At 60.7% G+C, this 22,563-nt stretch carries 17 protein-coding genes; 13 read left to right on the plus strand and 4 right to left on the minus strand.

Annotation, left to right across the window (positions count from 1 at the left end):
• Positions 1–18 precede the first annotated feature (18 nt).
• The 3 genes from GC148_RS03375 to selD all read left to right on the plus strand — a co-directional run bounded on the left by GC148_RS03375 (position 19) and on the right by selD (position 5,261).
• Positions 19–1,308: a 3-hydroxyacyl-CoA dehydrogenase gene (locus GC148_RS03375; protein ID WP_291068678.1), complete on the plus strand. Its 1,290-nt coding sequence runs from the start codon at positions 19–21 to the stop codon at positions 1,306–1,308.
• A complete protein-coding gene (locus GC148_RS03380) occupies positions 1,308–2,924 on the plus strand; it encodes a GMC family oxidoreductase N-terminal domain-containing protein (RefSeq protein ID WP_291068680.1) in 1,617 nt (538 codons plus the stop codon). Before GC148_RS03375 ends, GC148_RS03380 begins: the two co-directional genes overlap by 1 nt.
• Before the next feature lie 147 nt (positions 2,925–3,071).
• Complete coding sequence (gene selD / locus GC148_RS03385) at positions 3,072–5,261, plus strand: selenide, water dikinase SelD (RefSeq protein WP_291068682.1); 2,190 nt, start codon at positions 3,072–3,074, stop codon at positions 5,259–5,261.
• On the opposite strand, the gene mnmH is transcribed toward selD, so the two are convergent.
• Positions 5,258–6,337, minus strand: a complete 1,080-nt coding sequence (mnmH, locus tag GC148_RS03390) for a tRNA 2-selenouridine(34) synthase MnmH (RefSeq protein WP_291068684.1) — start codon at positions 6,335–6,337, stop codon at positions 5,258–5,260. The genes selD and mnmH overlap by 4 nt on opposite strands.
• Positions 6,338–6,458: 121 nt before the next feature.
• Positions 6,459–6,980, minus strand: coding sequence for a MarR family transcriptional regulator (locus GC148_RS03395; RefSeq protein WP_291068686.1), 522 nt, complete (start codon positions 6,978–6,980; stop codon positions 6,459–6,461).
• A 182-nt stretch (positions 6,981–7,162) separates the two neighbouring features.
• On the opposite strand from GC148_RS03395, the gene ectA reads away from it, so the two are divergent.
• The 9 genes from ectA (at position 7,163) to GC148_RS03440 (ending at position 16,154) form a co-directional block, all read left to right on the plus strand.
• Positions 7,163–7,732 carry a diaminobutyrate acetyltransferase gene (ectA, locus tag GC148_RS03400; protein WP_291068688.1) on the plus strand — a complete coding sequence of 190 codons (570 nt, stop codon included), beginning with the start codon at positions 7,163–7,165 and terminating at the stop codon, positions 7,730–7,732.
• A gap of 49 nt (positions 7,733–7,781) precedes the next feature.
• On the plus strand, positions 7,782–9,077 hold the full coding sequence (ectB, locus tag GC148_RS03405; RefSeq protein WP_291068689.1) for a diaminobutyrate--2-oxoglutarate transaminase: 1,296 nt from the start codon (positions 7,782–7,784) through the stop codon (positions 9,075–9,077).
• A 12-nt stretch (positions 9,078–9,089) separates the two neighbouring features.
• Complete coding sequence (locus GC148_RS03410) at positions 9,090–9,497, plus strand: ectoine synthase (RefSeq protein ID WP_291068690.1); 408 nt, start codon at positions 9,090–9,092, stop codon at positions 9,495–9,497.
• 26 nt (positions 9,498–9,523) lie between these two features.
• Entirely contained in the window at positions 9,524–10,453 is a 930-nt protein-coding gene (thpD, locus tag GC148_RS03415; RefSeq protein ID WP_366063092.1) for an ectoine hydroxylase, read from the plus strand.
• 1 nt (position 10,454) lies between these two features.
• Positions 10,455–11,903, plus strand: coding sequence for an aspartate kinase (locus GC148_RS03420; protein WP_291068693.1), 1,449 nt, complete (start codon positions 10,455–10,457; stop codon positions 11,901–11,903).
• Entirely contained in the window at positions 11,900–13,240 is a 1,341-nt protein-coding gene (locus tag GC148_RS03425) for an MFS transporter (protein ID WP_291068695.1), read from the plus strand. Before GC148_RS03420 ends, GC148_RS03425 begins: the two co-directional genes overlap by 4 nt.
• Complete coding sequence (locus GC148_RS03430; protein WP_291068696.1) at positions 13,237–14,646, plus strand: sodium/proline symporter; 1,410 nt, start codon at positions 13,237–13,239, stop codon at positions 14,644–14,646. The genes GC148_RS03425 and GC148_RS03430 overlap by 4 nt, the downstream gene beginning before the upstream one ends.
• A 223-nt stretch (positions 14,647–14,869) precedes the next feature.
• Entirely contained in the window at positions 14,870–15,700 is an 831-nt protein-coding gene (locus GC148_RS03435) for a DUF4344 domain-containing metallopeptidase (protein ID WP_291068697.1), read from the plus strand.
• A 94-nt stretch (positions 15,701–15,794) separates the two neighbouring features.
• Positions 15,795–16,154: a hypothetical protein gene (locus tag GC148_RS03440; protein WP_291068699.1), complete on the plus strand. Its 360-nt coding sequence runs from the start codon at positions 15,795–15,797 to the stop codon at positions 16,152–16,154.
• 149 nt (positions 16,155–16,303) lie between these two features.
• On the opposite strand, the gene GC148_RS03445 is transcribed toward GC148_RS03440, so the two are convergent.
• Positions 16,304–19,195 carry a TIR domain-containing protein gene (locus GC148_RS03445; RefSeq protein ID WP_291068700.1) on the minus strand — a complete coding sequence of 964 codons (2,892 nt, stop codon included), beginning with the start codon at positions 19,193–19,195 and terminating at the stop codon, positions 16,304–16,306.
• 250 nt (positions 19,196–19,445) lie between these two features.
• Between GC148_RS03445 and GC148_RS03450 the strand changes: the two genes are divergently transcribed.
• Positions 19,446–21,581 carry a TonB-dependent receptor gene (locus GC148_RS03450; protein ID WP_291068702.1) on the plus strand — a complete coding sequence of 712 codons (2,136 nt, stop codon included), beginning with the start codon at positions 19,446–19,448 and terminating at the stop codon, positions 21,579–21,581.
• Between the two features lie 10 nt (positions 21,582–21,591).
• On the opposite strand, the gene GC148_RS03455 is transcribed toward GC148_RS03450, so the two are convergent.
• Positions 21,592–22,563, minus strand: coding sequence for a queuosine salvage family protein (locus GC148_RS03455; protein ID WP_291068703.1), 972 nt, complete (start codon positions 22,561–22,563; stop codon positions 21,592–21,594).

The raw sequence follows: 22,563 nt of genomic DNA on the forward strand, positions 1-22,563 counted from the left end.
CAATCGAAGGATACCGACATGCCTGCCATCTCCATGACGCCCCAGGAAATTTCCGATTACATTGCGCAGGCGGGCCGCGATGCCTGGATCGTGCCGGATGTGCCGGCCGATACGCCGCGCCGCAAGATTGCGAAAGTGGGCGTCATCGGCGCGGGCACCATGGGCGGCGGCATTTCGATGAACTTTGCCTCAGCCGGCATCCCGGTCGTGATCCTCGAGCAGAAGCAGGAGGCGTTGGACCGCGGACTGGGCGTCGTGCGCGGCAACTATCAGCGAAGCGCCGACAATGGCCGGTTTCCGCAGGAAGAGGTCTCCGAGCGGATGGCGCGGCTGTCGGGGACGCTGGACATGAAGGACTTCGCCGACTGCGATCTGGTGATCGAAGCCGTGTTCGAAGACATGGGGCTGAAGAAGCAAATCTTTGCCGATCTGGATCGCATCGCCAAGCCCGGTGCGATTCTGGCGACCAATACGTCGGCGTTGAACATTGACGAGATCGCCAGCGCAACCAAGCGTCCGCAGGACGTGATCGGGCTGCACTTCTTTTCGCCGGCCAACGTGATGAAACTGCTCGAGATCGTGCGCGCCGATCACACGGCCGATGATGTGATCATGACCTGCATGGATCTGGCGCGCACGATCAACAAGATCGCAACGCTAGTGGGCGTGTGTCCGGGGTTTGTGGGTAACCGGATCCTGTTTGCGCGTCAGGCGCAGGCGCAGAAGCTGGTCGCTAGCGGGGCCATGCCCTGGGATGTGGACGCCGCGCTCAATGCATTCGGCTTCCGGATGGGGCCTTATCAGATGTCCGACCTTGCGGGCCTGGACATCGGCTGGAAGAAGGGCGCGAAGACGGCAAACCCCATCCGCGATGCGCTCTGCGAGCTGGATCGCCGCGGCCAGAAGACGGGTGCAGGCTATTACGACTATGACGAGAACCGCCGTCCGATTCCGTCTCAGGTGACAGCCAAGATCATTGCTGAAATCACCGGCGTTGCCGCCGGCGCAGCACCGGGGCCGGACGAGATCATTGCGACATGCATCCATCCGATGATCAACGAGGGCCTGAAAATCCTTGAAGAGAAAAAGGCCCAGCGCGCTTCGGACATCGATATCGTCTGGCTCAACGGCTATGGCTGGCCGGCAGACAAGGGCGGGCCGATGCTCTATGGAGACCTGGTGGGCGCCGAAGCAGTTCTGGCAACCACGGAACGTCTCGGTGCGGAGGATGAACGGTTTGCGCCGAGCAAGACGCTCAAGCGGCTCGCGAAGGACGGCAGCCGCTTCATCGACGTGCAACCTGGTTGATGGACCCGGCGCCAACCGCGCTTGAGGGCGACTACGATTATATCGTCGTCGGTGCCGGCTCTGCGGGGTGTGTCGTCGCCAATCGCCTGTCGGCGGACCCATCCAGTCGCGTTCTGCTTCTGGAGGCGGGCGGCAAGGACGACTGGATCTGGTTCCATATTCCCGTTGGCTATCTCTTCGCTATCGGAAATCCGAGGGCGGACTGGATGTTCGAGACGACGCCTCAGCCCGGGCTGAACGGGCACGCACTTGCCTATCCGCGCGGGAAAGTGCTCGGCGGTTCGTCGGCGATCAACGCAATGATCAACATGCGCGGTCAGGCGGCGGACTATGACGGCTGGCGCGACAGCGGACTGCCGGGTTGGGGGTGGGAGGATGTTCTGCCGGTCTTCCGGAAGATCGAGGATCACTTCATTGGGGAAAGTGACGTGCACGGTGTGGGCGGCGAGTGGCGCGTCGAGCCGCCGCGCGTGCGCTGGGACATCCTTGACGCTGTCCGCGATGCCGCTGAACAGATCGGTATTCCCAAAAGGCCGGACTTCAACACCGGTGACAATGAAGGGTCAGGCTACTTCCATGTCAACCAGAAGGCCGGACGCCGCTGGTCCGCCGCAAGAGGATTTCTGAAGCCTGCGCAGAACCGCGCGAACCTCCGCGTGGAGACGAATGCGCTGACGGAAGCTCTGACGTTTCAGGACAATCAGGCGACAGGTGTTGTTTTCCGGCAGCGCGGCCGGCGTTTCGTCGTGCAGGCCCGCGCGGAGGTCATCTTGTGTGCCGGCGCGATCGGCAGTCCGCAAATCCTTCAGCGCTCCGGCATCGGACCCGCGAAGGTCCTGAAGCAGGCTGGTGTGATACCACGGGTCGACCTGCCGGGCGTGGGCGAAAATCTGCAGGACCACCTGCAGCAGCGCGCCATCTACCGGATTTCCGGCGCCGAGACGCTGAACCAGACGTATCATTCGATCTGGGGCAAGGCGAAGATGGGGCTGGACTATGCCCTTCGTCGCAGGGGGCCGTTGACCATGGCGCCATCCCAGCTCGGGATGTTTACGCGATCGGATCCGTCACAAGGCCGCGCGAATATCCAGTTTCACGTGCAGCCGCTTTCGCTCGACAAGTTCGGCGAGCCTCTACATCGTTTTCCGGCGATCACGGTAGCGGCGTGCAACCTGCGCCCGACGTCGCGTGGCACGATCAGGATTCCGTCCGCGGATCCGGATGCAGCCCCGGAGATCAATCCGAACTATCTCGAAACGGAGGATGACAAGCACGTCGCCGCCGATGCGATTCGGATCACGCGGCGCCTGATGCAGCAACCGGCCCTGAAGCCCTTCGCGCCGGACGAATTCGTGCCGGGCGTGAAATCCGAAGACGAAGACCTGTCGCGTGCGGCCGGTGACATTGGTACAACCATTTTCCATCCGGTCGGGACAGCAAAAATGGGACGTGCGGATGACCCAATGGCGGTCGTCGATGGCGCGCTGGCGGTTAGAGGGGTCGACAGACTGCGGGTGATCGATGCGTCCGTCATGCCCTCGATTACCTCCGGAAACACCAACACCCCCACAATCATGATCGCCGCCAAAGGCGCAGCGATGGTGAAAAGGCGCTGACCCGTGTTTGAGGCAGGGCTTCGGGGCTGGTCGACCGGTGGAAAATGCTGCCAATTCTCGCGAATGCCGTTGTAAGTAGCGACTCGGAACCGGCGCGCCGCCTGCGTCTTGTCATGGCGCGCCGCCGGAATGTGAAGGCAAATGTTGATGCAACTGGACATTCCTCTGTCGCGCGATCTTGTCCTGATCGGCGGGGGGCACACGCATGCCCTGGTCCTGCGCCAGTGGGGAATGAACCCGCTGGCAGGCGCCCGTTTGACCGTCATCAATCCGGCGGTGACGGCGCCTTATACCGGCATGCTGCCAGGCTTTGTCGCCGGACATTATAAACGGGACGAACTCGACATCGATCTTGCGCGGCTCGCCCGGTTTGCGGGGGCAAGGCTCGTGCTGGACGAGGTCGTCGGCATAGATCGCGCCGAGCAACTGGTTCTGCTCAAGCAGCGCCCGCCGATCCGGTATGACATTGCATCGATCAATATCGGCGTGACCTCGGCACTTTCTTCCTTGCCAGGCTTCGACGCAAATGGAGTTCCGGCAAAGCCACTCGGCCCGTTTGCGGCGGCGTGGGAACGCTTTGTGGCGGATGTGGCGGCGTCGAACCTCAAGGCTGATTGCGTGGTCGTGGGGGGCGGCGTTGCAGGTGTCGAGTTGGCGCTGGCGATGGCGCATCGCTTAGAGACAATTGGCGCCGGAGCCGCTTCGGTGACGATCCTGGAGGCACGAAAAGGCCTGCTTGAAGGCAGTGCATCCGCCGCGCGAGGGATTCTGGCGCGTCACCTTGAGCGGTCGGGAATTGTTACGATCACCGGGGTTGGACCGGTGGAGATCCAGCCAGGGTCCGTTCGGTTGAGCGACGGCCGGACATTGCCGGCGGATTTCGTGGTCAGCGCCGCGGGCGCGAGACCTCATGCATGGGTCGCCAACACGGGGCTTGATTTGACCGATGGCTACGTCGACGTCGATGCCCACCTGCGGGCGCCCCGCGATCACCGCCTGTTTTCGGCCGGAGATTGTGCCAACCTCGTCCACGCCCCGCGTCCGAAAGCCGGTGTATTTGCTGTACGTGAGGCACCGGTTTTGTACGACAACCTTCGAAATGCGTTGGCGGGCAAAAATCCTTTGCGAACATATCATCCGCAGGGAGACTATCTCAAGCTGATCTCGGCAGGCGGAAAAGTTGCGGTTGCAGAGAAGTTCGGTTGGGCGGCATCGGCGGCTGCGTTCTGGAGCTTGAAGAACAGGATCGACAAGGACTTCATGGAGCGCCTGACGGCGTTGCCACCGATGAAGGTGCGACAATTACCTGCCGCGCATGCTGCGCTGGACGAGGCTGTGCCGGCCGGTCAGATGCTCTGCGGAGGCTGCGGCTCGAAAGTGTCCCGCCTGAGCCTTGATGCAGGTCTCGCGGCGGCGCGGGCCGCCGTGCGAGAGGATACGGTGCGCGGGCAAGGCGACGATGCGGCTGTGCTGCGCATTGGCGACAAGTTGCAGGTGATCAGCACGGATCATCTGCGTGCGTTCACGCCGGACCCTTACACGATGGCAAAAATTGCGGCGGTACACGCCTTGGGAGATGTCTGGGCCATGGGCGCGCGGCCCCAGTCAGCGCTTGTGTCGCTGATCATACCGCACATGAGCGAACGCATGCAGGCGGACACCGTTGCTGAAATCATGTCGGCGATCGGGGATGTGCTGCGCGAGGCCGGCGCCGATCTCGTCGGCGGCCATTCGAGCATGGGTAGCGAGATGACAATCGGCCTGACCGTCACAGGCCTCGCCGGTGAACGTTTGATCGGGTTGGAGGGCGCCGTGCCCGGTGATCAATTGATCCTTACAAAGCCAATTGGAACGGGCGTCATCCTGGCGGCCGACATGCGCGGAATGGCCTCCGGTCAACTTGTGCAGAACGCCCTTCGCAGCATGATGCATCCCAACGCGGCGGCATCCGAGATCCTTGCTCCGGTCGCGCATGCCATGACGGATGTTACCGGATTTGGTCTGGCAGGGCACCTCATGAATATTCTGAAGGCTTCGAAAGTCCGTGCGCGGCTCGAATTGGACCGCGTCCAGTGTCTGGAGGGCGCGGAGCTTCTGGCTTCAAAGGGGGTAAAGTCCTCGATCTGGCCAGCAAACGTCCGGTCAGTTTCCGGCATCGTTCGGCCGGAGAGCGCCAGGAGTGATCTGTTTTTCGATCCGCAAACCGCTGGAGGGCTGCTGGCAGCGGTGTCAGCTTCGGAAAGCGAGCGGATTGTCGCGGCGCTGGCTTCTGCGGGAGAAACCGTCTCGGTGATCGGCCACATAGAGGCGGGCGAACCTGCGATTTCAGTCGTCTAGGTTTTTGCAAGGCGCTCTTCCAGAAGGCTGGCGATTCTGCGCGTCACCGCGTCGAGGCCGGCGGTGTGAAATTCGCTCACGGCAATCACGCTCAGCACGGGCTGTGTTTCACGGGCGCGCTGGCGTGCGTAGGTCGGGTCGTAGTGAAACGCCATCAGCTCCTTGGCGAGCGTTGACATGTCTCCTTCCGCTGCCAACGCCTTCCATGCCTTGATGCGCGTGGCGGGCTGATAGGGGGCGAGCTTGTTCAAGGTTGCATCGAGCCGGACCGGGTCGTTTGTGATATCGGCATATGCATCCGCCAGATATTCGGCGCGGGCGTCCAGGCTCGCCTGCAGGCGGATGCGCGGGGCGGTACGCATTTTCGCCCACAGGGCTTTGGGCAGATTCAACGCGCCGATCTTGCTTGACTCGGCTTCGAGGATGATTGGCCGATCGGGTGTGAATGCAGCGAGGTGCATGGCTATCGCCGAGTCGAACGCCTTCTGCGGCGGCTGCGGAGAGGCAGAGGCGCCAAACAGGGATCCACGGTGCCGGGCGAGGCCTTCAAGATCCAGAACCTGTACGTCGAGACGGGCAAGCCGCTGGAGGATTTCGGTTTTGGCAGTGCCCGTATTGCCGTCCAGAACGACAAAAGGTCCTGACCACTCCGGCGCATCCTGGTCCGGCTCATAGAGCGTGTGCACGACGGCGCGCCGATAGCTTTTGTATCCGCCAGCAAGCGTCTCGGCGCGCCATCCGATCTGTCCGAGGATGGTCGCGAGGGAGCCAGAGCGCATGCCGCCGCGCCAGCAATAGACCAGCGGGCGATAGTTGCCGGGCTTATCGACAAAGTGGGTTTCAATATGGGCGGCGGCGTTGCGGGCGACGAGTGCAGCGCCGATTTTCCGCGCAAGAAAGGGACTTTCCTGCTTGTAGATCGTGCCCACCCTGATGCGCTCAGCGTCGTCCAGTACCGGCAAATTGATCGCGCCGGGCAAATGATCTTCCGCAAACTCGCCGGGCGATCGCACATCGATGATCTCGTCGAAGCCGCTGCTCACGAGTTCGGCAAGATGCGTCAGGGTGAAGACCATAGGATTTCCTAATCGGTCCTCAAATGTGCGCAAGTGCCACGCAAACCGGTGCCGTTCATGAAAATCTCGATTGGGCGCGGTCCGCCGCTCTCGGGAGTACTTTTTGCATGCCAATGTCGTCTTAATCTGTGGTCCCTGAAGGTAAATCGGTCAGCAAGCCGACATCCAGCACGGGCGATGCGTCGATCGAAACGGCGCCGAGCAGGGCCACCAGCCGGGTCAGGGCCGCGTTTATGTAAGCCTGTTCCCACTCGGGCAGCTTCTCGAATTTCGCACCGAAATCGACCTGAAGAAGGTCTGGCGCGGCTGCCAGGGTCTGGCGGCCATCCTGCGTGATCTGGACGCGGACAGTGCGCCGGTCGGTCTCGCCGCGTGCGCGCTGCACGAGACCGCGCTCCTGCAGCCGGTCCAGAAGGATCGAGATTGTCGCCTGCTTGAGGCCGGCCCGGCGCGCCAGTTCGCCGGGCTGCGCGCTTTCGGCGCCTGCAAGTTCCTTGAGCACCATCAGTTGTGACGGCGTCAGGCTGGTGTCGCGCGCGAGCGCCCGGGATTGCGCGTCGACCGCTTTCACGATCCGGCGCAGCGAGATCAAAGCCTGATCGGCTGGGCTGGAGGACGATTCGGAGGCGGGCGGCGTGTTCATCCTGCCGTTCTAGAGGATATCGTTTTACGAACAAATAATTAGATGCACGAATTATTCCCCTGCTTTCAGGGGAGTCTAGCGTTTGGGAGTTTTCAGAATGCAGGCGATTATCACCATCAGGGTTGACCCCGGGGGGGCAAATAATATTTTGACCACCAAAACAAGAAACCAAGGGAGCCATCATGCCACATGAGGCCACCGCCAACTCGGGGACGTTGATCACCGTCGATCTAAGTCCGGCGACGGAACTTGCAGACTTTCAGATTTCTTCGCCCACTGCCGAAGACGCCGCAGAAATACACGCGCTCATCGCGTCTTGTCCGCCGCTCGACCAGAACTCGCTTTACGCGAACCTGATCCAGTGCACGCATTTTGCCCGGCATTGCGCCGTTGCGCGATCGGAGGGGCGCGTTGTCGGTTGGATCTCGGGGCACCTGCCACCCCAGAACCGGGATACGTATTTCCTTTGGCAAGTCGCCGTTCATCCGGACATGCGCGGCAAAGCGCTAGCGCGCCACATGCTTGCGTCGATCCTTTCCCGCCCGGAGCAGTCCGGAATCAAGCGCATCGAGACGTCGATCACGCGCTCCAATGAAGCATCCTGGGCGCTTTTCCGCAGCCTTTCTGGCTGGCTGAAAGCGCCCATGCACTCTGCGCCATGGTTTGACCGTGAGCGCCATCTCGCTGGCCAGCATGCCAGCGAACACCTCGTGACGATCGGGCCGATCACGGCGCCGTCGTCAGCCGGCTGATCCAAGTCCGGAACCTGAGCAGTCAAAAAAACGAAAAAGGGAGCCTTCAATGGCCTACGATCATGTTTCCGCCTCAGCAAATATCTTCGAACGACGCGAATCCCGAGTGCGCAGCTATTGCCGCGCGTTTCCGGCGGTTTTCCGTTCGGCAGAGGGATCACACCTGACCACCGAGGACGGGCGGCGCTATATCGACTTCCTGTCGGGGTGCTCCACCTTGAACTACGGCCATAACCATCCGGCCCTGAAGCAGGCGCTGATCGAATACATCACCAGCAACGGCGTCGCGCACGGCCTCGACATGCATACGCGCGCCAAGGCTCGGTTTCTGGAGACGTTCGAGCAGATCATCCTCAAGCCTCGCGGGCTTGATCACCGGGCCATGTTCACCGGTCCCACGGGGGCGAACGCTGTTGAAGCGGCCATCAAGCTTGCAAGAAAGATCACGGGACGGACGAACGTGGTGGCTTTCTCGAACGGCTTCCACGGCATGACGTTGGGCGCACTGGCGCTGACCGGGAATGCCGGCAAGCGCGGCGGCGCGGGCGTGGCGCTCAGCGGCGTGACGCATGAGCCCTATGATGGATATTTCGGCGACGACACTGATACGGCAGACCAGCTTGACCAGCGCTTGTCAGACCCGTCTTCGGGTATCGACAAGCCGGCGGCCTTCATCCTCGAAACCGTGCAGGGTGAAGGTGGTCTGAACGTCGCATCCAAAGCCTGGCTCCAGCGCATCGAGCAGATCGCGCGCAAGCATGGCGCGCTGCTGATTGTCGACGACATCCAGGCGGGTATCGGCCGGACGGGCGGCTTCTTCAGTTTCGAGCGTGCCGGTATCCGACCGGACATCATCACGCTTGCCAAATCCTTGTCGGGCATGGGCTTGCCTTTTGCCCTGACGTTGATCCGACCCGAGTTCGATCAATGGAAGCCGGGCGAGCACAACGGAACGTTTCGCGGCAATAATCACGCCTTCGTCACGGCCACCCGCGCACTCGAACTGTTCTGGTCGGATGATGCCTTCGAGACCGAGACCGCGCGCAAGGCCTCGCGGCTCAGGAAGGTTCTGAAGCAACTTTCCGATTCAAGTTCGCTGGTCCTGCGCGTCAAAGGCAAGGGCATGATGTCCGGCATCGAAATGCAGAGCGGCGAAATTGCCGCCGAGGTCTGCAAAGAGTGTTTCCGCAACGGTCTCATCATCGAAACCAGTGGCAGCCATGACGAGGTCGTCAAGGTGCTCGCACCGCTGACGATCCGGGAAGAGGACCTGGATGCGGGTTTGAAAATCCTCGCAGACGCTGTGCGCGCGGTCACCGCGCGTCGCCTGAAATCCGCAGCCTGAAGGAGACGGAAAATGATTGTCAGAGATCTAGCAAAAGAAATTCTCACCGAACGCCGCGTTGACAGTGACGGGTGGTCGTCCGTCCGTCTGCTGTTGAAAAATGACGGCATGGGCTTTTCGTTCCATATCACCACGATCCATGCGGGCGCGGAGCTGAAAATGCACTACCGCAACCATCTTGAGAGCGTCTTCTGCATGGAAGGCACAGGCTCGATCGAAGACCTTGGTACGGGCGAGCGTCATCAAATCCGTCCCGGGGTGATGTATGCCCTCAACAAGAATGATCCGCATATCCTGCGGGCCGATGCAGGTGGTCCAATGCTGATGGCTTGCGTCTTCAATCCTCCCGTGACCGGCAAGGAAGTGCACGGCGCAGATGGCGCTTATCCCGCCGACACCGAAATGCCGGAATCGGTATGAGGGAGGCGCGCATGATGATCGACACAATTGAAGATCTGTACCCCTCCCGGCAAAAGCCAGAAGGCGAATGGCTGGATCGCCGCGATCCCGTTGTGCGCGGTCAGCCGGGGGCGACGCCGCCGGTCGACCGGGCTCTGATCGAGGCCTTTGCGAGGGACGGATTTGTCGTTCTGGAGGATGTTTTCACCCCGCTGGAGGTGAAGGCGCTGCTTGAAGAATCAGAAACCCTTCGCCGCCGGGAGGACCTCTTGCCCGAAAGCCGGATCTCCGAGCCCGGAAAGGACGGCGCCGACGCGGTCCGCTCGGTATTCGCGCCGCATCGTCAGTCCGCTGTCTTTGAGTGTCTGGCCGCCGATGAGCGATTGTCGGGGCTCGCAAAGTTCATACTTGGAGACGAGGTATACATCCACCAGTCACGGATCAACTACAAGCCGGCCTTCCGGGGCAAGGATTTCTACTGGCATTCCGATTTCGAGACCTGGCACACAGAAGATGGCATGCCACGTATGCGGGCGCTGTCGATGTCGATCATGCTGAACGATAATCACCCGCAAGCCGGTCCGACCATGTTCATACCCGGTAGCCACATGAAATATGTGACCTGCATAGGCGAGACGCCGGATGACCACTATCGCCAGTCACTGAAGAGACAGGACTACGGTGTTCCGGATCCGGGCAGTCTTTCGAAGCTCGCCGAGGAAGGCGGCATCGTGGCGCCCGCGCCCAAGGCCGGCTCGGTTGTCGTCTTCGACTGCAACACCATGCACGGATCGAACAGCAACATTACGCCCTATGAGCGGACCAACGCATTCTACGTCTTCAATGCGTGGAGCAACCGGCTGCAGGCGCCGTTTGCAGGAACACGGCCGCGCCCGGAATTCGTTGCCCACCGCGATGTCCGCGCCCCGCTGAAATCGCTGAAGGCATCGCCGCCGCGGCCATCAGGAGGACGATGACATGAAGCGCACCGTCGAAAAGATTGGTGGCACGTCGATCTCGAACACCAGAGCGATTCTGCACAATGTGCTAATCGGCGGCCGGACAGGTGACGATGTCTACAACCGGATCTTCGTGGTCTCCGCCTATTCGGGCATGACGAACCGACTTCTTGAGCACAAAAAGTCCGGTGAGCCCGGCGTGTTCAGCTTGTTTGCCAGTGCCGGCAACAAGTGGGCATGGACGCAGGCGCTTTCCGCCGTTTCTGTGGCCATGCAGGAGAAAAACGCCGAGATCTTCGCGGGTGATCCCGAGCAGGCTGTCGCTGACAATTTTGTCCGGGAGCGGATTGAAGACGTTCGCAACTGTCTGATCGATCTGCACCGTCTGTGTTCGTATGGCCAGTTCCGGATGGATGAGAACCTTGCGACGGTCAAAGAGGTGTTGTCGTCGCTCGGCGAGGCGCACTCCGCCTTCAACACGGCGCTGCTGCTTCAAGCCCATGGCGTCAATGCGCGCTGTGTAGACCTGACCGGCTGGCGCGATGAACGGCCGCTTGCCATGGAAGAGCGCTTTGCCGATGCGCTATCGGGCATGGATCTCGCGCACGAAATTCCGATCGTCACGGGATATGCGAGTTGCCCCAGCGGTCTCGTGCGGCAGTTCGGGCGGGGTTATACGGAAGTGACCTTCGCGCGGCTGGCTGCGTGGACGCAGGCCGATGAAGCAATCATCCACAAGGAGTTCCACCTTTCCAGCGCCGACCCTAAGATTGTCGGCAGCAACAAGGTGCGCAAGATTGGCTCCACCAACTTCGATGTGGCAGATCAGTTGTCCAACATGGGCATGGAGGCTGTGCATCCGAAAGCCGCCAAGATCCTGCGTCAGGCCGGTATTTCGCTTCGCGTGAAGAATACGTTCGATCCTACCGATGCGGGCACGGTCATCCAGGCGGACTACGCGCCGGAAAAGCCGCGCGCCGACATCATCACAGGCCTCAAAGGCGTCTTTGCGCTTGAGGTGTTTGATCAGGATATGGTGGGTGAAAAAGGGTATGATGTGGCAGTGCTGGATGCGCTGGCCCGTCATTCGATCCGTATCGTGTCGAAGTGCTCAAATGCGAATACGATCACGCACTATGTCGAAGGCTCTCGCAAGGCGCTGAAGCGCGCTATGGCCCATATCGAGCAGGCGCTGCCGGGCGCATCGGTTTCGATGAGCCGGGTTGCGATCGTGTCGGTGATCGGGGCAGATATCGACGTGCCCGGCATCACGGCGATCGCATTGTCCGCCCTCCATGCGGCGGGTGTGCCGATTGCCGGGCTTCACCAGGTGTCGCGCAAGACCGACATTCAGGCGGTTATCGACGAGGCGGATTTCGACAAGGCGATCTGCGCGCTGCATGCGGCATTGGTGGAAAGCGATCTTTCTGTCGCTGATCATGAAGAGCGCTTGCGCCCGGCTGCATGATGCGGTGGAGCCGACTGTCGATGCCGGTCCGCTTCGGACACGGCGACTTCGCGTCGTATCGCAACATCCTTGTTCTGGTCGCGGCGCTCACACTGCTCCAGGGCGCTATGGCGTCTCTGGCCGTCGTGATGTCGCTGTACCTTCTGGCCAGCGGCGTCGCGACAGCCGGAATCGGCTTTGTTGCATCAGCCTACTCGGCGGGATTTCTGGGCGGAACCCTTATCGCGCCGCTCGAGATCGGGCGGATCGGTCACATCCGTGCGTTCACTTTGCTTGCGGGCATTTGCGCGCTGGTCGCTTTGGTTCTCCCATTGGCAGGCAGCGCGATCATTGGATGGGCGGTGCTGTTGGCGGTCGCGGGCGCCGGATCGGCCGGCATGTTGACCGCGGGCGAGAGCTGGATCGCGAATGCGGCGCCTCCCGACAAGCGCGGCGCGATCCTCGGCTTCTATCACATGGTTTCCAAAACGGGCGCCATCGCGGCGCCTTTCCTTGTGGCTGTGGCCCTGTCGGGGCTCGGCGCGTTCATGATCGTTGCCGCCCTGTTTGTTGCCGCCTTGCTACCCATTGCAGGCACCAACCGCAGCCAACCGGAACTCGTCGCTGCGCAACCGTTTGGTCCCCGGCGCCTGATGTCGCTCGCGCCGGCCTCGGCCTTCGCCGCCTTCAGTGCCGGCGCTGTCAATAACTCTGTCGCTCAGCTTTATCCGGTGTTCGCTGCCGGCGTCAGACCGGAAGACCCGGCCGGATTCGCCGCGCTGATCAATGGGGCGATCCTGCTCGGAGCGATGATCGGACTTTGGCCGATCGGTTTGCTCTCAGACCGGTTTGACCGGCGCGTGATCATTGCCAGCGCAGCGGGTATTGGAGCGGTTGCGGCTGCAGGCATAGCTCTGTCTACGGCGTTCTCAGCGCCCGGCGTCACCCTCTTGCTGGCCGCACTCTTCGGGGCGGGGTCTCTGAGCTATTACGCGGTCGCGGTTGCGAACGCGGCCGATCGTGCGCGAACAGAAGATATCACTTCGATGATGGCGGGCATCCTCGTCATCTGGGGGATCGGCTCCGTGATAGGCCCCGTCGTTGCGGGCGTGATGATGCAACTGGTGCCGGGCGGCGGCGGTCTTTTCGTCTTTGCTGCCATTGCGCTCACCTGCCTCGCGCTTCTTTCGCTGTCCCGCATGGCGATCACGCCTCCGGTGCCGCCCGCCGCACGCGCGCCCTTCAGCGTTTCGCCGGCAACAAGCCTCGCCATCGCTGAATTTGATCCGCGCGGCGGCGACCAGCCCGATCTCTTTGCAGCGCCGGCTTCGCACGGCCAACAGGAGCCTGCCTCATGATCGTCGCTGTCAGTTTTGTCCTGATCCTTGCCTTCTTCATGGCGGTCGGTCTCGCATCCGGCCGGAAGGCGACGGGCGAGCGCAAGGATTATTATCTGGCCAGCAGTAGCGTCAGACCGTGGCTGGCCGGGCTCTCGGCCGTCGCAACAAACAATTCCGGCTACATGTTCATCGGCGTGATCGGTTTCACCTATCAGACGGGCCTTGCGTCCATCTGGTTGATGTTCGGCTGGATCCTCGGCGATTTCCTCGGCTCGACGTTCATCCACAAACGCCTGCGCGAAGCGACCGCGACGACCGGTGAAGCTTCCTTCGCAGCGGTGATCGCACACTGGTACGGAGAGACATTCGGAGTCTGGCGCCGGATTGCGGCGCTTGTGATGCTTGTATTCCTCATCGCCTATGCGGGCGCGCAAGTGTCGGCGGGCGGAAAGGCGCTTGAAGGCGTCCTCGGCGTGGATCCACGCGCGGGCGCGATTTCTGTCGCCGTCATGGTGCTGGTCTACTCCATCGTCGGCGGCATTCGCGCCTCCATCTGGACCGATGGCGCCCAGGCGATCGCGATGATGGCCGCGATGACGATCCTGTTTGTTGCGGGTCTGCAGGGACTCGGCGGCATCGGCGGCACGATTGACGCCTGGCGCGGCGTACCTGGATATCTGAACCTCTTTCCTGACGATCTTCTGCTGCCCGGCCTTGCCGGCGTAGGATTGTTCGTACTGGGATGGTTGTTTGCCGGTTTCTCCGTTGTCGGCCAGCCGCACGTGATGGTCCGGTTCATGGCGCTCGACTCTGAAGGAAACATGGGCCGGGCGCGGGCCTGGTATTATGGCTACTTCACCATCTTCTATGCGTTGGCGACCGGCGTCGGTATGCTCTCCCGCATCTATCTTCCGGATCTGGCAAGTCTCGACCCCGAACTCGCCCTGCCGCACATGGCTGTGGAACTTCTGCCGCCCGTCCTAGTCGGCCTTATCCTCGCCGGCATCTTTGCGGCAACGATGTCGACGGCAGATTCGCTTGTTCTGTCCTGTTCAGCAGCCTTTACGCACGATCTCGTGCCGCAGCGCCTCGAAACGCCGATCATGATGAAGCTCGCGACGGCGGTTTCGATCACGATTGCCCTCTTGTTGGCCCTTTCCGGCAGCCAAAGCGTGTTCAGCCTGGTCATCCTGGCCTGGTCCACGCTCGCAGCTGCCTTTGCGCCGCTGCTTGCGCTATACGCATTGCGCCGGCGGGTGAGTGAACCCGCCGCCATAGCCATGCTGATTGGCGGCGTATCCATCGCGCTCTTCTGGCGGTTCGGTCTCGGCTGGCACGACCAGATCAATGAAGGATTGCCGGCGATCAGCCTCGCCTTCGCGTTCGGCTGGTTCGTTTCGAAACGCGTTGATACAGCGGCATGACCCGTTGGCGATAACCAATAGCGTTGAATGGTCGACGTTTCGGCATAATTCAAAACTCGTTTGCGCTGTAGGAATGTAGTCTCCCGGCCAGACATGAGGACCATTGAATGCCGCGTTCTGCATACCTCAGCGTTTTGAAAGCTGCTGGTTTGAACGACTGCCAAGGCCGCTATACCGAACGTCAAAAGCGGACTAGTTTTGCTCAACAATCAGGGTGGATGGAATGCGCGTTTCGATCGTAACTGCTTGTGTTTTATTTGTATTTTCGATTGTCACCCCTGTGTCCGGTGCGCTTCGGGCTCAGGCCGAGCCGAATGACGAGGAAACACAGGCCTTCGTGCGCGGATTTGTGCGGTTTCTCGCGTACCACGAAGCCGGGCATATGCTTATGGGCCAGATTGCCGACATGAACCGGGACCCGGATTGGACCAATTCGGACCGGGAGGACTACGCCGACCGGTTCGCGATGATCCTGCTGGCGCCCGATGCAGGCGACCCCGACGGTGTCGACGAAATCATCAGCGCGGCCGCAGGCTGGCTGCAGGTCGACAGCAGCATCATCCGCAATGAACCGCATGCGCCGGCGTCTTTCCGGGCTCAGGAGATCCTTTGCCTGTTGTATGGAAGCGATCCGGACAGCTTTGCCGAATTTGCAGAACTGGCGCCGTCAGACAGGGATTGCGCTGCGGACTACCAAGCGATCGAAGCGGACATTAATGAAGTCTTCAAGGACTATTCGGGCGAAACCGGACAAGAAATCAGAATTGTGTATGGCCCGCCGAATGGTGGTATGCAGCCGGCACGCGACTTCCTCTTTGAGAGCGGCGTCATGGAGGATCTGAAAGCAGACATCGAGTTTGACTTCTATCTAACGCATCCAACAACGATTCAGGCGGTGAGCTGCCAGGGTAAGGCGAAACCCGATACTTTCTACACGGATCGTGTGCGCGGTGCGACGCCGGATCAGGACCATTTTGTGATCAGCTTGTGCTACGAAATGATCGACGAACGCTTGAAATACGGCATGCGCGGCTTTGAAGAGTCCGAGGAGTGACGTCTCTGCTGCGTGACCGATGAGAATATTGATGTTCGCTGCTGAAGGTCTGCGATACTGTGGCCGACAGGAGTATTCACTGAAAGGGACGCAAATGAAAAGCATCAACAAGACTATCGCCTCGGCTTCGCTGCTGTTGGCAGCCTTCGGCACAATCGGAATTTCCGCTGCGCTGGCGCAGGGCGACGAGGCGACGGCCGAAGACGTTATCGAAGCCACTGACGAGACCGCAGACGTTGAAGCTTGCGTAGACGACATGGATTGCGCGACGGATGAGGCGGTTGAAGCTGTCGAAGCCGATGCGGCCGTCGAAGAGGAAGCGCCTGCTGAGGAAGCGCCTGCGGCGCCTGAGGCTGCGCCGGACGCCGGTGGCGAAGTTGTCGTTGTTCCAGGTTCAACAGAGGAGAGCCAACCGGGCGGCTCCACCCGGCCCGGCACGACGCCAGACACCTGATTGCATCTCGGCTGACACGGTTCGGCCCCGTGACGGTTTAATTTGTGGGGTCGGGAGTCTCAGCCCCTTGGGCCTGAAGTTCGCATGCAGCTTCAGGCCCGGAGTCTTCGTCCTCCCGATTTGATCAGTCGTCTGATGGCCTCAGGCGGCTACTGTGTTTTTCTGGTTTTTGCGCGTCCGGTACATACGTCGCGATTCGCGTCAGGCCATTCGGACTTCAACAGCTGATCCGTCGTTATCTGGAGCGGCGTGAAGTAGCGGCTCCGGGCGCTCAATAGATGTGTGCAGGCATCGGCAGCAAGCTTCTCCCAGGACCCGGTCAGACGAGCGATGTCCCAGATCCGGACCTTGCCATCGTCGCTCGCCAGAACGACCTGTCGACCATCTGCAGAGAATGTTGCGCTGCGCACATTGCTTCCGAAGCTTGGCAGGGTTCGCAACAGGCGCCCGTTGTTGGCGTCCCAGATGTTGGCTGTTTCGTCGAGATTGGCCGTCGCAATTCGTGTTCCATCCGGCGAAAACTGGACGCCGGAAACGCGCCCCCTGAATCCGCCGAGCGAGAGCAGAACTTCGCCGGTCCGCGCATCCCAGACGCGTGCGGTGCCATCATCGCTACCCGTCACAATTTTGGCGCCGTCGGGCGAATAGGCTGCCGCTCCGAGTCCGCCGAGATGCCCTTCGAGAGCAGGGCCGATCTGACCGGCTGTTACGGAATCGAAAATCCGCGCGGCGCGGTCCTGGCCCGCCGTTACAATGCGCGTGCCGTCCGGCGAAAACTCTGCGCCGCGCACCTGATCGGAGTTGCCCTCAAGGTTTGCCAATAGCGCCCCCGTTTCAGCATCCCAAACTTTCGCGGTCTTGTCCTTGCTGGCGGTGACGATGCGGTCGCCCTGCCGCGAATAAGACGCGCTGTTCACCGCTGCAGCATGACCGTTGAGCTCAGCGATCACTTTGTCTTCCCGCCAGTCCCAGATTTTGCTGGTGCCGTCTTCGCCGGCCGTTGCAACACGTCTCGCATCTGGAGAGAATGCGACGCCTGAGACACCGCCTCTATGCTTGGCAAGCGTGGCAATACGTTGTTGCGTCGCTGTTTCCCACACCGAAACGGTTCCATCTTGCACGGCGGTGACAAGATAGGCGCCATCGCGCGACATTTCCGCGAACGCAACTTGGTCGCCGCCGGCCTCGATTGTCGTGAGAAGCCTTCCTTGACGCTCCCAGATCTTCGCCGATTGATCGCCGCTCGCCGTAATGATCTTGTCGCCATCCGGAGAAAATGAACCGGCGCGGAGGCGATCTTCGTGCCCGCGCAATGTGCGCTCTAATGCGCCCGTCCCTGTATTCCAGAGCCTTGCGGTGGTGTCGTCGCTGATGGTCAGCAGCCAGCGCCCATCGGCAGAAAACCTGACGTCCCGAACCGCTTGCGCATGGCCTTCAAGCCTGAACTTTTCCCTGCCGGTGACGCCGTCCCAAAGCCGCGCGCTGCCATCGCCGCTCGCCGTCGCGATTGTTTTCCCATCAGGCGAAAAGTTCGCCGTCAGTACGCTGTCGAGATGCCCCGTCATCGGCGGCGCCAATGGTCGCCCGGTTTTTGTGCTCCAGAGCCGGGCAGTCTGGTCGAAACTAGCTGTCACGATCCGTTCGCCGTTCGGCGAAAAATTGGCGCCGTAAATGGCACCATCATGACCTTTCAATGTGTGAACGAGCGTTCCACTTGCGGCGTTCCATAGCCGCGCCATTCCGTCGTCATGCGCCGTGAGGACCAATTCACCATCCGGCGAAAACACAGCGGTCCAGACCGGGCCGGCATGCGCGTTCAATTCGTGAACTCCTTCGCCGGTCGCGGTTTGCCAGATACGGGCGGCGCCATCGCGCGCGGCGGTGAGCACAAGCGTTCCATCGGGTGAAAACTGGATTGCCTGTAGCCCGTCGGTGTGTTCCTCGAACCGTTCAAGCGGCTCGAATGTGACCAGGTCCCAGATAATCGCGGTATGATCCCTGCTTGCAGTGGCGAGGCGGGTTCCGTCAGCCGAAAAAGCAACAGCGCCCACACGAGCGGAATGGCCTTCGAGCGTGTCGATCAGTTCGCCGGTCTCAGCATTCCAGATTTTTGCCGTACCGTCTTCGCTTGCTGTGACAGCGGTCAATCCGTCCGGCGAAAAAGCTGCCGCAAACACCGGGCCATCGTGCATCAACGGGGGAAGCGTTTCGCCTGCTTCGAACATCGCGGCGCCCAACGCGGCGTGATAGTCATTCTCGTGCTTTTCCGACAACTGCATGCCAGCCAAAGCGTAGCGAGCAGCTGCAAGTGTGTCCTCATTTTCAAGACTCTGCCAGGCGCGTTCGGCAAAGAAAGCGGCGAGGTTGTCATGCGCCGTGCGGGCATTCTGGCGCGCTTGCAGCCCCATGAAAATCGCGGTCGCAGTCAGCACGGCGAACACGGCGCTGAGTGTCGTCAGCCCAAGGAGCAATCGGCGCTGCCTTGCCTCCTCACGCCGGCGGTCGCGCTGCCATAGATCGTCAAAGTCGATATCAAGCAATCCAGCTGCAAGTCGCGCGATCGCTCGGTCTTTACCATCCTTTCGAACGTCCAGCCCCAGGGGCTCTATGGGCAAGTCGAGTTCGTCGTCCGGATTTTGTCGCCGCCGTAGTGAGACCGGGAAGCATTCCGTATCGGGATCACCAGAGTTCGGAACGCCATCGATGATGAAAGCAAACACCTTGCCATCCCGGCCGCGGCGCCGGAACCGTTCGATCTCGGATGCCACCCACTGTGACTGCGCGGAGCGCGGCGAGCAGATGACGATCATGCTCTCGGATTCGTCGATCGATCGTTCGACGATTTCCGCGATGTTGGCCGCCGCAGCCATCTCTTCGTCGTCACGGAAGAAGCGGCCCAGCCGTTGGCCTTCAGCGAGGTCTCCCGTCGTTCCGGGGGGGACGCGGTAGCCTTCCAGCCAGCCATGCAGGCGCTTCCCCCAGATCTTGTCTTGTTGGGAATAGCTGATGAAGGCGCGGTAGGTTTTCGCCGTGTCGGTCATGCCGCTGCGTCTTACGCCCCCTCGTCCCAGCAGCAGGACATTAGGCGTGCGATCTCCAAAGTCAAAGGCAGGGGCGTGAACTTCAAGTGCGCCCCATGGCGCAGGGGGTGTTTACCTTGAAGAGGCGCGAACTCCAGTCGGACAATTGCACTTTGTCCTCGCAGACGGTAACCGGGCGATTCAGAGCCGGGAACAGACAAACGCTCGCGACCGACCGATGAAACTCAAGCAACCTGTGATGTGATTTACGATGCGCCTGCCGTTTCCACTACTTTCGTTTGCTTTCCTGGCGGCTGCTGCCCCGTTTGCAGGATCGGAGCGGGCGCACGCTCAGGATGCGCCCGATGGTGCGGGCGAAGCGCGCTACGACACCGTGATTGTGAACGCCCGCCGGCGGGACGAGCCGATAAACGCCGTGCCGGAAACTCTTACAGCGTTCCAGCGCGACGATATCGAGCGCATGGGCATTACCAGCCTGAGGGACGTTGCCGATCTGACGCCGAACTTCACGCTCCTCGACAATTACAGGCCTGGATTGGAGCGGTTCCAGATCCGTGGACTGATCACGCCTCAGGTGGGTGAGCCGCCTTTGGCAGTCCTGGTTGACGGGATTACGGCCCCAGACGCGGAATTCATCAACCAGAACCTGTTCGATATCGCGCGGATTGAAGTGCTTCGCGGATCTCAGGGAGCGATCTACGGACGCAGCGCCGTTGGCGGTGCGATCAATATCATCACTGAAGCGCCAGCGGATACATTTCGGGCAAGCCTTCGCGGCATGCTTGCGAACGGCTCGACACACGAAGTGTCAGCCACAGTGTCCGGCCCCCTTGCTTCAGATAAGGTCCGCTTCCGACTCGCAGGCTACTACAACGAGAGTGATGGCTTGATCGACAATGCCTTCCTTGATGAGCCTGCCGACGCGTCGCGTCAGCACGGTGTTGTCGGACAGGTGAATTTCGACCTGGCCGCTGCAACGCGCCTGATGGCGCGTGCACAATATAGTCACTCAGAAGATGGAATCGGATACTACAACGCGGTCGGCACGACACGTGAATCCATTGAGAGCTTCGCGTCGCCCGTTTCGCAAAACGTACTTGGCAATAACGAGCGCGCGATCTTCCAGTTCAGCACCAAACTCGAACATGACTTCGAGGATGCAACCCTGTCTTTGGCAGGCGGGTATTCCAAAGCCGATGATAACGGGATCGCCGACGGCGATCTGATCTCTGCTCCAAGCGACGGCGTGACGTTCTTCCCGAACTGGCAGCAGGCCATCGATGCCTATGAGGCCTGGACCGTTGAAGCGCGGTTGACGTCACGGAGTGAAGGCAGGTTCAACTGGGCTCTCGGCAGCTTTTTTCAGGACAAGAGCCGCGTCAGCTCGTTCAGTGTGTATGACGACCCGACCGGAACGGACCGTCTGACCAGGTCAGACCTATCGCCCGCCTTGCTGCTGTTTGCGATCCAGGACGACGGCGGCAGCCGCGCCTGGGCCGTCTCCGCAGAAGCGAGCTACGCAGTCACGGATAGACTGACGTTGAGCCTGGCCGGCCGGTTTGACGAGGACCACCGCCGGTCAGTCGATCCCCGCGATGTCGAAACGACAAGTGCCAAGGCGGCTTTCCGCGAGTTCCAGCCGAAAGTATCGGTATCCTATAAGGCAGCCGACGACGTGCTTGTGTACGGAGGATATTCGCGTGGATTCCGCAGCGGCGGATTCAACGAATACAGCCCGGTTGTCTCGCGGCTCTTCAAGGCCGAAATTACGGACAGCTATGAACTTGGTGTGAAGGCTTCGGCACTCAATGGACGTCTGATGTTTGATGCGGCCGTGTTCCGGAACGAGCAGGACGATGCGCAATTGACGCGGTTTAATCCTGACAGCTTCACATTGGAAAATGTCGGGATTGGTCGCGTGCGGTCGCAAGGCGCTGAGCTGGAAGTCAGCTTCCATCCCACCGACACGCTGGGTGTGAGACTGGCGGCTGGAATCGTCGATTCCGAAATCCAGGAATTCGCGCAGGATCCAACCCTTGTTGGAAAGAAGATGCCCTACGTTGCGGACTATAATACCGCCTTGTCATTCGACTATGAAAGACCGCTGAAAGGTGAATTGCACCTGCTGGGTAACATCGCGTTCCGGACGGTTGGACCCAGAAGTTTTACGCTGGATTTTCCGGATCTGCGCGCTGCGCCGCATCAGTTTGTCGATCTCCGGTTAGGACTGCGCGGTTCTGATTGGAGCATTGTGGCCTTTTCCGATAATCTGTTTGATGAACGTCAGCCTGAGGACATTTTCGGGATGTTCAATGGCGCCGTGGAGCTTGCTCGTCAGCCCAACAAGCCGCGTCGGTACGGCGTCGAGCTGCGCCGCGATTTTTAGACGCCTCAGTTCAATAATAGTACGACCTGCAGACGTGAAGTCGCTTTGCGCTGGCGCTCGCCTTGCGGTCTCCGAGATTCCAAAGGGCGAAATCTATTTCCCGGGCCGTTATGCCGACGCCTTGTTTCTCCAGTGTCTGACGCAGGAGCTCGCAGGCGACGATACTATTGGCGCGAAGCTCCAGTTCGGCGGGGCTGCCCATACCGAGATCCTCGCCAGCCTGGATCTGGCGGGAAAGCACGTCGGTGTAGGAAAGCACTCCTTCCGATTCGAGGATGAAGGGCAGCATGTTGTCGGCAAATACAGTCAATCTCTCCAGCCCCTGAACACCAAGCCCGGAGAGACCCGGTTCTGCCGACGCGATGGCAATGTCCTGCACGCAGATCTGGGCGCGCTTGAGGAAATACACGTCCTCGCCCTCGTACATGGCAATGTCCCGAAACATCGGCATCTCACAAAGCATCGCCACCATGTCGAGCGCGCTGTGGTCTGCGTTGATCAGCAGGTTCTCGTATCGTCCGCCGAGCCGGTCTTGCGTGAACTCACCGAGTTCGCGAAGCGCCCGGGTGAACCAGTCGATCAACCGAGCGAGCTCCGGCCGCTTCGGTTGGCCCATCAATTCGAACACTTCGTCCGGCGTTATCGATTGAAGCGTTTGCGGTGACGGAGCACGGTTGTGATGAATCCAATCGCGCAACGCGCTCGCGACTGCGTAGTAACCATGCTCGCCATTGTAAGGCGCAAGATGTTGAAAAAACCCGGATCCGAAGTTCAGCGCATCAAGCACAAGAAAATAGCCGGCTGTCGACTCGGGCTCGCCAATGAAATGATGCTGCGTGTGGCGCATTTCCCGAGGCAGGGCGGCAGCGAGATCACATGCAAATTCCGCAAGCCGAGGTCGGTTGATCTGAACGAGGCGCGACTTTTCCGCAACTCGGAAACAGCTGGGAAGCACTCGGCCTAACAGGTCGATATCGCTCAT

This window comes from Hyphomonas sp. (assembly GCF_016125515.1).
GTDB lineage: Bacteria > Pseudomonadota > Alphaproteobacteria > Caulobacterales > Hyphomonadaceae > Hyphomonas.